Origin of the sequence: Tritonibacter horizontis, from assembly GCF_001518015.1 — a bacterium.
Classification (GTDB): Bacteria; Pseudomonadota; Alphaproteobacteria; order Rhodobacterales; family Rhodobacteraceae; genus Epibacterium; species Epibacterium horizontis.
Genome location: NZ_LPUY01000018.1, coordinates 1 through 12743 on the forward strand (window position 1 = coordinate 1; position 12743 = coordinate 12743).

9 protein-coding genes are annotated in these 12743 nt (G+C 62.7%); 2 read left to right on the top strand and 7 right to left on the bottom strand.

Translation table 11 applies throughout. The features are described 5' to 3' along the window. Positions 1 to 96 precede the first annotated feature (96 nt). Positions 97 to 1422 carry a PQQ-like beta-propeller repeat protein gene (locus TRIHO_RS03805; RefSeq protein WP_068240578.1) on the bottom strand — a complete coding sequence of 442 codons (1326 nt, stop codon included), beginning with the start codon at positions 1420 to 1422 and terminating at the stop codon, positions 97 to 99. Between the two features lie 68 nt (positions 1423 to 1490). Continuing rightward, on the bottom strand, positions 1491 to 2159 hold the full coding sequence (locus TRIHO_RS03810) for a hypothetical protein (RefSeq protein ID WP_068240589.1): 669 nt from the start codon (positions 2157 to 2159) through the stop codon (positions 1491 to 1493). A 345-nt stretch (positions 2160 to 2504) separates the two neighbouring features. Here TRIHO_RS03810 and TRIHO_RS03815 point away from each other — a divergent pair, with 345 nt between their 5' ends. Beyond that, positions 2505 to 3761, top strand: coding sequence for an efflux RND transporter periplasmic adaptor subunit (locus TRIHO_RS03815; protein WP_068240581.1), 1257 nt, complete (start codon positions 2505 to 2507; stop codon positions 3759 to 3761). Then, on the top strand, positions 3758 to 7630 hold the full coding sequence (locus TRIHO_RS03820; protein WP_068240582.1) for an efflux RND transporter permease subunit: 3873 nt from the start codon (positions 3758 to 3760) through the stop codon (positions 7628 to 7630). The genes TRIHO_RS03815 and TRIHO_RS03820 overlap by 4 nt, the downstream gene beginning before the upstream one ends. Before the next feature lie 105 nt (positions 7631 to 7735). Here the strand turns inward: TRIHO_RS03820 and TRIHO_RS23105 are convergent, their stop codons facing one another. The 5 genes from TRIHO_RS23105 to TRIHO_RS03850 all read right to left on the bottom strand — a co-directional run. After that, the gene (locus tag TRIHO_RS23105; protein ID WP_082705010.1) at positions 7736 to 8203 is read right to left on the bottom strand and encodes a hypothetical protein; all 468 of its coding nucleotides are present in this window, start codon (positions 8201 to 8203) and stop codon (positions 7736 to 7738) included. Between the two features lie 506 nt (positions 8204 to 8709). Next, entirely contained in the window at positions 8710 to 8958 is a 249-nt protein-coding gene (locus TRIHO_RS03835) for an EF-hand domain-containing protein (RefSeq protein ID WP_068240584.1), read from the bottom strand. Between the two features lie 402 nt (positions 8959 to 9360). Continuing rightward, a complete protein-coding gene (locus TRIHO_RS03840; protein ID WP_068240586.1) occupies positions 9361 to 9684 on the bottom strand; it encodes a hypothetical protein in 324 nt (107 codons plus the stop codon). Positions 9685 to 9805: 121 nt separating this feature from the next. Beyond that, the gene (locus tag TRIHO_RS03845) at positions 9806 to 11623 is read right to left on the bottom strand and encodes an ABCB family ABC transporter ATP-binding protein/permease (RefSeq protein ID WP_068240587.1); all 1818 of its coding nucleotides are present in this window, start codon (positions 11621 to 11623) and stop codon (positions 9806 to 9808) included. Between the two features lie 102 nt (positions 11624 to 11725). Then, positions 11726 to 12743: LysM peptidoglycan-binding domain-containing protein (locus tag TRIHO_RS03850; RefSeq protein WP_131811172.1), on the bottom strand; the 1018-nt coding region annotated here is incomplete at its 5' end.

Genomic DNA, 12743 nt, shown 5'->3' on the forward strand with positions numbered 1-12743 from the left:
GGGCCTGTCCCGGTGGTGCTCCCGCCCCCCGGCGATGCACAACGTGCAGCGCAATCCCTCACGTCGGCGCACACCATGATACCGCCTGGCGCGCGGTTACCGATAGGCCGCAAGCGCTCCATCAGACGTCACGACATACAGCGTCCCACCCGCGACCACGGGCTCGGTGGTGGCGCCGCCCTTGATCTCCACAGAGCGGGTCAAGGCACCATCGACGGGATCAAAGAACCGCAGCAGCCCATCGTTGGAGGCAACCACCAATTGTCCGCCCGCCAGAACAGGCCCATGATGCGCAACGATTTCGGCCCGTTTCCGGGGTTTGTCTTTGAGGTAGCCCGCAAGCTCCACCGACCAAATCACACTGCCATCCGACGCATCCAGCCGCATCAGCCGGTTGCGATCATTGACCATGAACAGGCTGCCGCCGGCCACCCAGACCGGGCCAAAGGTGCCCTCAAACGCGGTCCAGAGCCGCTCGCCAGAGCTGATATTGAACGCAGCGGTACGGCCGGAATGATTGCCGACATAAACCCGATTGCCCTCAAGGAACGGCGCGCCGGTCACATCGCTGATCTGAGACATCGCGCGGCCAGTCCGGCCAACGGTGACCGAGGCCAGCCAGCGACGGAACCCACCGCGCCGGAACGTGCCGACCACATCGCCGGACCCGAAGGCAAACACGGCGATCTCCGACCCGACGACCGGTGCCGGTGCGCCGAGAATATTCGACACGCTGGGGCTTGCCTCCAGCTGCCAGGCAATGCGGCCATCCTTGGTGTCGAGCACCCAGGCCGTCTCGTCCCCGGCGATCAGATACAGCAACCCGTCGCGAATCGTCGGGCTGCCAGAACCGGTGGCCTCCAGTTCCTGACGCCAGATCTCGGCGCCGGTGCTGGCCTCCAGCGCGGTCACCACGCCAAAACCGGACGACACATAGATCACCCCATCGGCATAAGCGAGGCCACCGCCCGTCGCATCGCCTTCACTGTCCGTCGTCGGGCGGATCGAGGTCTGCCACACCACCGCGCCGGTCGGTGCAACAGCCGAAACCAAGGCCGCGCTGTCGAGCGTATAAATACGGCCACCGCCCACCACTGGCGCTGCGGTCACCCGCTGCTTGCGATTGTCGCCATTCCCGATGCGGGTCGACCACAGCAGCGACGGCGCGCTCGACAGGGCCGCATGGGTGGTGCGGGTGGTCGGTTGGCCCGGGCTTTGCTCCCAGCTGGCATTCTGCACCGCGCGGGGCAGTGAAATCCGCACGGCACGGTTTTCCACCTCACCGGATGTCTCAGCCCCCCGGATGTCCTCACGCGGGCCGCGAAGGATCTCTTCCGGCTCGGTGCACCCGACCAATAAAACCGCCACAGCCGAGGCCATCACGCTTGCGCGGAGACCAAAACCGCCTGAACTTGCCGTCATCACCCTGCCCCTGTCATCAATTCTTGGGTCGCTTGTCGCTTGCTCCAGAAGCTGCCTTGCCGCAGCTCTCACCCCTCCTGAGCGTCCGCCTCCAGCGATCCGCCAAGTGCCACAATTACTTGCGAAACACGCTCTTGCAAGTCTCGGGATACCCCCGCGGCGCCGGCGATCTCGCGCAGACGGCTCAGGGCGGCGTCTGTCTTGCCTTCTTCAATGTCCAGCAGCGCAAGTTGTTCCGCCGCAAGATAATGCAACGCCCCTCCCGGAACCGCCAGCGCCTCAAGCCGCAAACGGCGGTCTTCCGCCGCGAGCACGCTGGATTGCAGCACCACGGATTTGAACGCGGCGATGTCACGGTAAACCGATGGCAGCGCGCCATTGGTCGCGATCCCGTCCAGGACAGCGGCGGCCGCCTCGGTGTCTTCAGCTTCGACCAGGGCTGCCGCACGGGCCATATCAACCACCGCCTGCGCGCCCGCCTCTTCGGTAGCGATCGCAGCCAACCCCTCGGCGCGGGCCTCCGCCGTTTCGGCAGACAGCGCCGCCGACATTGCATCGCCCACGGCCTGCGCGTTGCTGCGGGCCTGCGCCTGGCTGTATTCGCGCCAGGCCGCACCACCGACAATCAGCACCACCGCCACGGCTCCGATCCACCCATAGCGTTTTAGCATCAGAAACAGCCGGTCGCGACGGACCTCTTCTGTCACTTCTTCAATAAAACTATCGGTATCGCTCATGACACGGCCCTTGTTTCTTTTTGCCGGTTGATGCCGGACATTACGCATGCCGATGTGTCATAGCCTGTGCGGTCAGGCAAGCCAAGTGCAGCGCGCAGCAAAACAAAATCCGCACGGATCACAGGCTATGGCGGTGCGGACGCAGATTTTTTGCCGTTTTGGGCAGTTTTTCCCCCTGAAACACCGAAGTGAACTATTTCGTTTGACGCGCCAAACGCCTAGGACTTGCAACAGATCTTGCACCTGAAAGCCGGAATTTTCCATCTGTGACCTGCATTACAGTCCGGGGTGCCAGAACATGAGTATATTCACGAAAGCGTGTTCAATTCGGAGACGACCTTCACCATGCGTATCATTCCCCCTCTGACCGCCCTGGTCGTGACCGCAAGCCTTTATGCTTTGGTCATGGAGCGCGACAGCCTCCTGGCCTTCGCGCGCGGCGAGGATGCCAGCGAGATAGACACCCAGGACGCCGCGCCGACGGAGCCCGCCGCCGATGCCATCGCCCAGGCGGACACACAGCAGGCCGTCCGGGTCGCTGTGGTGGCGGTGCACAGTGCCGCACGCGCCATCGACAATGCCATCGTGGTGCGCGGCCAGACCCGCGCCATGCGCCAGGTTGATGTTCAGTCCGAAACCACCTCGACGGTCATTTCCGAACCGCTGCGCAAGGGGGCCAAAGTCGCCGCAGGCGATGTGTTGTGCGAACTGGACCCGGGCATCCGCCCGGCCTCCCTACTGGAGGCACGCGCCCGCCTGCAGGAAGCCCGCGCCAAGGTCCCCGAGGCGGAGGCGCGGCTTGAAGAATCACATGCGCTGCTCGAAGAGGCACAGATCAACCTCACCGCAGCCGAGAAACTGTCCAAAGGCGGGTTTGCCTCTGAAACCCGGCTGGTCTCCGCGCGCGCGGCTGAACGCACCGCGCAGGCGGCCATCGCCTCGGCCGAGGGCGGTCTGGAATCCACCCGTGCCGGCATCGAATCCGCGATTGCAACAGTCGCCGCTGCCGAGAAAGAGATCGAGCGGCTGGTGATGCACGCGCCCTTTGACGGCATTCTCGAATCCGATACCGCCGAGATCGGCAGCCTGTTGCAGGCAGGCAGCCACTGCGCCACCGTGATCCAGCTCGATACGATCAAGCTGGTCGGATATCTGCCCGAAACCGCCATCAACCGCGTCGACCTCGGCTCCAAGGCGGGCGCGCGGCTGGCCACCGGGCAACAGGCCAGCGGAACAGTGTCGTTCATCAGCCGTTCGGCGGACCCGGAAACCCGGACCTTTGAGGTGGAAATCACCGTACCGAACCCGGATCTGGCCATTCGGGACGGGCAAACGGCCGAGATCATCATCTCTGCCGAGGGCACCAAGGCGCATCAGTTGCCGCAATCGGCGCTGACCCTCAACAACGAAGGCCAGCTGGGGGTCCGGGTGGTGCGCGCGGACACCACGGCCGGCTTTATGCCCGTCACCCTGCTGCGGGACGAGGCTGCGGGCGTCTGGCTCGACGGGTTGCCCGAACAGGCCGATGTCATCGTCATGGGGCAGGATTTCGTCACCGAAGGTGTTCTTCTGAACCCGACCTACCGGGAGATAAGTGAATGATCGGCGTCGTCAGCTGGGCCGCAGACCGGGCCAGGATGGTCCTGGCCTTCATCGCGATTTCCATCCTCGTCGGTGGGTTCGCCTATGTCAGCCTGCCTAAGGAGGGCGAACCGGACATTGAAATCCCGGCGCTCTTTATCTCCGTCTCCTTCCCCGGCATTTCCGCCGAAGATTCCGAAACCCTGCTGGTCAAGGTGATGGAAACCGAACTGGCCGATCTCGACGGACTCGACAAGATGTCCGCCACCGCCGCCGAAGGCTATGCGGGGATCGCGCTGGAGTTCGACTTTGGCTGGGACAAGACCGCCATCATGGCCGATGTACGCGACGCCATGGATTCCGCCGAGGCCGAATTCCCGGACGGTGCCGAGAAATATTCCATTACCGAGATCAACTTTTCGGAATTCCCGATTGTGATCGTCAGCATGTCCGGCCCGGTGCCGGAGCGCACGATGGCACGACTGGCCAAGGATCTGCAGGACGATCTGGAGGCGCTGGATTCGGTGCTTGAGGCCGGGATTGCCGGCAATCGCGACGAAATGGTCGAGGTGCTGATCGACCCGCTCAAGCTGGAGGCCTATAACGTCACCGCCGTCGATCTGATTTCGGTGGTTCAGAACAACAACCAGTTGATCGCCGCAGGCGAGGTTGACAGCGATCAGGGCAGCTTCTCGGTCAAGATCCCCTCGTCCTTCGACAGTGTCGAAGACATCTATGCGCTGCCGGTCAAGACAAATGGCGACCGCGTGGTGACCCTGGGCGAGCTGGCCGAGATCAACTTCACCTTCGAAGACCGTCAGGGCACTGCCCGTTTCAACGGCAGCGATACGGTTGCCCTGCAAGTGGTCAAACGCAAGGGGTTCAACCTGATCGACACGGTTGATCAGGTGAAAGAGACCCTTGCCGCAGCTCAGGAAAAATGGCCCGAAGAACTGCAGGCCGCGATCAAACTGGAAACCTCCAACGACCAGAGCCGCGTAGTCGGCTCCATGGTCGGCCAACTCGAAGGCTCCGTGCTGACGGCGGTGGCGCTGGTGATGATCGTCGTGCTGGCCTCGCTTGGCAGTCGGGCGGCCCTGTTGGTCGGATTTGCCATTCCGACCTCCTTCCTGTTGTGTTTTGCCTTTCTCGCCGTGATGGGGATCTCGATCTCCAATATCGTCATGTTCGGCCTCATTCTGGCCGTCGGAATGCTGGTGGACGGTGCCATCGTGGTGGTGGAATACGCCGACAAACGCATCGAAGAAGGCTCCGGCCCGATGCATGCCTATGTCGAGGCGGCGCAACGGATGTTCTGGCCGGTGGTCTCTTCCACCGCCACAACGCTCTGCGCCTTTCTGCCGATGCTGTTCTGGCCCGGTGTTCCGGGCGAGTTCATGGGCATGCTGCCGGTAACGCTGATCTTTGTTCTGTCCGCCTCTCTCGTGGTTGCGCTGATTTATCTGCCGGTTATGGGCGGTGTCACCGGTCGGATGTCACGGTTCTTTGCTGCCGGGTCTGACGCGTTGCGTCGGCGCCTGCCTTGGGTGGTTCGCGCGGCACTGGTGCCGCTGACGCTCTGGTGCATGTTCGTGGGCGCGATGCAGCTCCTCAATCCCGGCTACCTGATCGCGGATGGCAAGGGCCTCCCGGCGACGCTTCTGGGCGCGGTGATCTTCCTGCTCGCTGCCGCGACCGCCTCTGTCACCCTGGGTGCGGCGGCGTTGCAGCGCCGGCCCCGCCAGGTTCGCGCCGGTCACCGGCTGGGTGCCTTTGGCTGGCTGATCAAGCTGATCGTAGGCAACCCGATCATGCCCATTGTCACCCTCGTGGTGGTCGGATTTGGCATCGTGACAGTGATCGGTCAGTTCCAGACCAACAACCACGGCGTTGAATTCTTTGTCGAAAGCGAACCGGAACAGGCCACCGCCTATGTTCGGGCGCGCGGCAACCTGTCGCTGCACGAAAAGGACGAAATGGTGCGCGCCACCGAATTGGTGGTCATGCAGCACCCCGCTGTCATCAATGTATTTTCCTTTGCCGGCGAAGGCGGGCTGAACACCGATGCCTCCGGCGCTGGCACGCCACCCGACACCATCGGCCAGGTGCAGTTCGAAATCATCCCCTGGGAGGATCGCCCGACCCAGAGCGAACCGATCCTCGGCGGTCTGTTCGAACGCGAAGTCACCGCAGACGCCTTTGACGGCGACACCGTGCTGGAAGAGCTGACCGGCATGGTCGCCGACCTTCCCGGCTTTGAAGTCGAGATCAAGGCGCTTGAAGGGGGGCCGGCCTCTGGCAAACCGGTGCATCTGCGCATCCTGGGCGACGATTGGGACACGCTGCGTGCCGCCACCCTGCAGGCCCGCACCTATTTTGAATCCACCCCCGGTCTGACCCTGATCGAGGACAGTTTGCCCCTGCCCGGCATCGATTGGGAGATCGACGTGGATGTTGCCAAGGCCGGGCGCTACGGCGCCGATGTTGCCTCGGTCGGCGCCATGGTCCAGCTGGTCACCCGTGGCATCCTGCTGGACACCATGCGGGTCGACAGCTCTGACGAAGAGATCGACATCCGCCTGCGCTTGCCGGAATCCCAACGGGTGCTGTCAACGCTGGACTCGCTGAAGCTGCGCACCGAAGAGGGTCTGGTGCCGCTGTCGAACTTCGTCACCCGTCAGCCGGTGCCAAAACTCGCGACCATCTCTCGGGTCGAGCAGCAGCGCTATTACGACGTGAAAGCGGATGTTGTTGCTGGCATCAAAATTCTTCAGCTCATACCTTTGGATGAGGATGGGGAAGAAAATGAAGCCGGTTCAATCGACGTGGGTTTCGGATACGAAGTTACCCCTGAAGAGTTCGAGCAAGGCAACCCTGTCAACGTCACTCTCCATGTGGAGCAAAGCTGGTTGAAGTCGTTGTTCTTCGACCCTGTAATCCTACGGTATCATGTACCTGAGGTCGCACAGAATGTTCAACTGGACGACGTGCAAAATCAGCTTGATAAGCAGCAAGCCGTAGTTCGGCTTGTTCCCATGAACGATACAGAACGTCGAGCAACCATTACCACATGGCTGGAGACCGACCCCTTCGACAGTTCGATCGACTGGGAATGGACCGGAGATCAGGAAGAACAGGCCGAATCCGGGGCGTTCCTGATGAACGCTTTTGCCGGCGCGCTGGGGCTGATGTTTGTGATCCTGCTGGCCCAGTTCAACAGTTTCTACAATTCCGTTCTGGTCTTGCTTGCGGTGGTCCTGTCCACCACCGGCGTGCTGATCGGGATGATGGTGATGCAACAGCCGTTTTCGATCATCATGACCGGAACAGGCATTGTGGCGCTGGCCGGGATCGTGGTGAACAACAACATTGTTCTGATTGATACCTATCAGGAATTCAGCCAGCACATGCCCCGGATCGAGGCCATCATCCGCACTGCGGAGGCGCGCATTCGCCCGGTTTTGCTGACCACGATCACCACCATGGCCGGTCTGGCCCCGATGATGTTCGGCATCAGCCTCGACTTCATCAATGGCGGCTACTCGATCGACAGCCCGACCGCCCTGTGGTGGAAACAGCTGGCAACCGCCGTGGTCTTTGGCCTTGGCATTGCAACCGTTCTGACCCTGGTGGTGACTCCGTCGCTGCTGGCCATTCGGATCTGGTTCTTCACCTATGTGTCCTGGGTGCTGCGGCTTCTGGCCCGGATCACCGGTGGCCGCAACAGTCAGGTCGCCCGTGACAGCGCCCTGGCGCGCAAGGCGCGTCAGCTGGCCACGACCGAGATCGACTGGGTGGCCTCCGAGCGCTCAGATGACCCTCGCAGCGCCAATGCGACGTCAGACCCGGACCGTCGCACCGATGCGGCGTCGCTTCAGGCGGCCGAGTAGCGCCCTCACATAAAAAGGACCCCTCCCCCGCCTGGGGGAGAGGTCCGGTTCTGAGCCCAGGCCTGTCCGAGGTGACGGACAGCAGACCTGCACCCGGATGCCGCATCAGCCGTTGTTGTAGCTCGCGTTGCCCTCGGCATCCATGTTCGGTTCCAGAACGTCGGACAGCTCCGCCTGGTCGATCTCTTCCATGTCGGCGACGCCATCCTTGTTGTTATCGACCTGTTCCCAGACCTTCTGCGTCAGCGACGGGTACTCCTCCTTCAGCTCGGAAAAGGTCAGCGACCCGGCCTGTTCAACCTCGCTCGAGGCCGGATCAATGGTGATCGTGCTGGTGGTCGAGCTGTGCGCGGATGACACCAGAATGTCGGATTGCTCTGCTTCGTCAATCTCGGCCATATCGGCCACGCCGTCCTTGTTGTTATCCACTTCTTCCCAGGTTTTCTGGGTCAGCGCCGGATATTCGGCCTGCAATTCGTCAAAGGTCAGGGAGCCGGCTTGTTTGACCTCTGCCATCACAGGGGCTGCCATCAGTGCGGACAGGGCAACGGTGGTAAATGCAAAGCGTTTCATGGTGTAGTCCTCCTTCATCAGGATCGCTGGTAAATTTGAGAGCCTCAGTCTGTGGCCCTCGTGACACCACACCACCTATGTGCCCTTGGCGGTGACACAATGCAGGACCGCCAGATCCTGCATAATCCCGCCAAACCGGCAGGTCTTTGCACAAGGAGCGCTTTTGGCTCGGCGGGTCTTTACCGGTTTTGGCCTTTGGGCCGACCTCACGGATTGGTTATGGAACACCCCGCTGCAACACCCTGCTAAATATCGGAAATTTCACACGAAAAAAGGCCCCGCCGCAGCGGAGCCTTTTTCTGTTGCGCGGCCCGCACCGGGACCAATGACACACTCGGGGGAAATGTGCCGCCGGTCGCCGCAGACCAACAACCGGGGGGTTCGCCCCAATGCCGGATCGCGCAACTGGCAAGGTCCCCCACTCATGAAACCGCGAAACAGGTAACCAGGGGGAGCCTTGCCGACGGGCGGGGTGGCTTGTGATCCGTGCCGCCCGACGTGGCGCATTACCCGTTGGTGACCAACAGACCGGCGTCCTGAGCGGCGGTGACCTCTTCCATCGAGGCCTCGCCATCGGCGTCGGCATCAATCTGGAGGAAGGTGTCTTCGGTCAGCTCGGGAAAGGCAATCTGCAGCTCTTCGAGCGACAGGCTGCCATTGCCATCGGCATCAACCGCCGCGGCAAAGTTGCTGGCCATTACCGGTGCAGCAGCAAAAACAGCAAGAGCGGCGGCGGTCAGGGTAAGGTTTTTCATCGTTATTCTCCGAACAGAGTTTGTGTTATCCCCGAAGCAACACGCTGCGCCCCGGGTCACCCTGAAAGCTAGGGAGGCCCGCAGGCCGCGACCAGTCGGATCGCGCCAGAGGCCAAATCTCGGCGACCCTCGGCCCGATTTGCCCCCTTGCGTCGGCGGCTTGACGCAGCCCGGCCTGGCGCTGTCCTATCTCCGCCGATGCCCTGTCAACAAACCGGCGGAGCTGCGCGCAGAGGAGGACGTTTCAGCCTTTTCGGCCGGATGGCGGGAACACAAACGGCCAACGCAGTTCGGGCGACGCCCGGAGGGACCTCGCCCGTTGCGGCCCGCTTGGTCCGCGCCAGCCGCCAGCCCAGGCCACCCGGTCCGATCCGCACAGCGCGGCCCAGACCGGCCAATCAATCAATCGGAAAAGATGTATCCACCCATCTCGCAGAGATCGAGACCATAATCCTCGACCCATACGCCATCTGAAAACACGCCGCGCATGTCATAGATGCAGGTCATCGCGCCATCTGCGATCAGAACCGAGATTTCGTACCCCGGGGCAACAAAGCCGTCTTCGATCAGGTTCTCTTCCCAATTGTCGGTTTCGGCGGCAGAGACATTGAACGCCACCAGATCGACGCTGCTGTCGTTGGTCAGATAGAATTCCAGATCCTCCGCCCAGGCAAAAGACACAGACAAGGCCAGCGCGCTTGCGGCCAGTGTCAGTGTTCGAACCATTCCCGTCTCCCCGGCGAGGTTATCCAAATTGTTCGCGCCGCGCCGGCTCTCCCCGACATCGGTGCTTCAGCAACCTATGCCGAAGACGACATATTCCAAAATGTTTTTATGTCGGGCCGGTTCAGGCAACATCCTGATCGGATTGCTGGCGTTGCCACAGATGCGCGTAACGTCCGCCCTTGGCGATCAGCTCGTCATGGGTTCCGGTCTCGGATATTTCGCCCTGCTCCAGCACGACAATGCGGTCGGCCTCGGCAATGGTGGACAGGCGGTGAGCGATGGTGATCACCGTGCGCCCCTGCCCGGCCCGCGCCAGCGCGTCCTTGATGTCACGCTCGGTGTCACTGTCCAGCGCCGAGGTCGCCTCGTCCAGCAGCAGGATCGGCGGGTTCTTCAGCAGGGTGCGCGCAATGCCCACCCGTTGCTTTTCGCCGCCCGACAGTTTCAGACCACGCTCGCCCACCTGGGTGTCATAACCCAGCGGCAGGCCCGCGATAAAATCATGGATCTGGGCATCCTGCGCTGCCTGTATGACCTCTGCTTCGGTCGCCCCGGCGCGGCCATAGGCGATGTTGTAGCGGATGGTATCGTTGAACAGCACGGTGTCCTGCGGCACCACCCCGATGGCCGCATGCAGGCTCTCCTGGGTCACGTCCCGCAGGTCTTGCCCGTCGATCCGCAGGCTGCCGCCTGTGACATCGTAGAACCGGAACAGCAGCCGCCCGATGGTCGATTTGCCCGACCCGGTCGAGCCGACAATGGCCACGGTCTGCCCCGCCTTGACCTCCAGCGACACGCCCTTGAGGATCTCGCGCTCCGCCTCATAGCCAAACCGGACATTGTCCAGCCGGATCTCCCCCCCCGCGACGTTCAGCGGGCGGGCATCCGGTCGATCCGTCACATCCGGCGGCTGCCCCAGCAGATCGAACATCTCTCCCATATCAACCAGGCTTTGGCGGATTTCGCGGTAAACCGTGCCCAGAAACCCAAGCGGGCCGGTAATCTGGATCATATAGGCATTGACCATGACAAAATCGCCAACGGTCATCTGGCCGTTCTGGACCCCGATGGCGGCCATCACCATGACGGTAATCAACCCGGTGGTAATGATCACCGCCTGACCAAAGTTCAGCGCCGCAAGCGAATAGGCGGTCTTGAGCGCCGCAGCGGCATAGCCCTTCATCGCCACGTCGTAGCGCGCCGCCTCGCGATCCTCGGCGCCAAAATATTTCACGGTCTCGTAGTTCAAAAGACTGTCGATGGCCTTTTGGTTGGCATCGGTGTCCTGGGTGTTCATCTCGCGGCGCAGCTTCACCCGCCATTCGGTCACCGCAAAGGTGAACCAGACATAGAGCGCCACGGTGGTCGCCACCGCCACCAGATACCAAAGGTCGAACATCACCGCGAGCACCACCGCAACCAGCATCAGCTCCAGCAGCAACGGCCCGATCGACAGCACCAGAAACCGCAGCAGGAACTCCACGCCCTTGACGCCGCGCTCGATGATCCGGCTCAAGCCCCCGGTCTTGCGGGTGATGTGATAGCGCATCGACATCGCGTGAATATGGCGGAATGTGGTCAGCGCAAGACGGCGCAGGGCGCGCTGGGTCACCGGCGCAAAGATCACATCGCGCAGCTGTTGAAAGCCCGCGTTCATCACCCGGGCCACGCCATAGGCCACCGTCAACCCGACCGCGCCAAGCGCCAGCAGCGGCACGCCGTCCTCGGCCAGGGCATCGACCGCGCCCTTGTAGAACAGCGGCGTCGCCACCGCGATGCCCTTGGCCACCACCAGCACCAGGATCGCCAGCACCACCCGCAGCCGGATCATCCGCGCATCGGCAGGCCAGACATAGGGCCAGACCTGGCGCAAGGTCCTCAATCCGGAGCGTCGCTCGTCTGCGGCAGAGGGCGGGTCGCTCTGGGGGCTGGGGCTCATTGCGGTTCCTTGGTGTTCGATCTGGCGCCCGGACAGGCCGGGACAAAAAAGCGCGCCCCCTTTGGCAGAGGGAGCGCGCCCATTCCGTCCGTATCTACGTGTTTAATCCGGCAGTGTGAAGATCTGGCCGGGATAGATCAGATCCGGGTCGCGGATGTCGGATTTGTTGGCCTCAAACACCCGCACAAACAGAAAGCCGCTGCCATACCGTTCCTGAGAAATCGCCCAGAGCGTGTCGCCTTTCTGCACGGTGACGGCCTGAACCGCGGGCTGGCCAGCATCTGCGGCGGCGGCATTTGCATCCAGCACAGGTTGCAAAACCTCTGGCGCTTCGCGTTTGAAAGGGGTCTCCAGCCGGCTCAGCACCTTGCCCTCAATCGGGTCGATCTCGTCCAGACGCAGGGTATAGATCCCCGGCGTGATCGCAGTCAGACTGCCGGACCAGCGCCCGGCGGCATCCGCCGTGATATCGGCCACCGGGCTGTTGTCGAGATAGACCCGCACCAGCGCCTCGGGGCGGGCGCGCCCGGCCAGTTGCACATCGCCGGCATCCGTATAGCTGATCGTGTCCAGCGCGATCTTGTCCAGAAGTTCCGGCGCCACCGGGGTCGCGGGCTGCACCAGCGTCACCCCGTCCTTGTTGGCCCGCAACACCGCCACGGCGACCTCTGGTCTGGGGGCGGAGGCGGCATCGGCAACCACCGCATCCTCTTGCGCGGCGGCATCCGGTTCGGCACCCGCCTCTGCCGTCGCCTGCGGCGCTGTCGTCACCGGCGGCGTGACGGCGGGCGAAACCGCCTGTTCGGTGCCCGGTGCCGCAGGTTCCGCTGGGGTGGTGGCCGCGATATCGCTTGGCGCGGTCGGTTGCGGCGAGCTCTGCGCCGCCTCCGCCGTTGGCAGCTGGGCTGTCTCCACCCGGGTGTCGACATCGACCTGTGGCGCGATTTCCGTTCCGGTTACTGTCGCTGACTCTGCGTCTGTGTCTGTGTCTGTTTCTGTCTCTGTTCCGGTCGCTGTCGCGACGACAGGTGCCGCCTCGTCATCGGGTGCGGCATCCGTTTCCGGAGCGTCCTCCGCCCCGGCCCTGGCCGGGTCCGGCGTGTCCTGGGCAGCATCATAG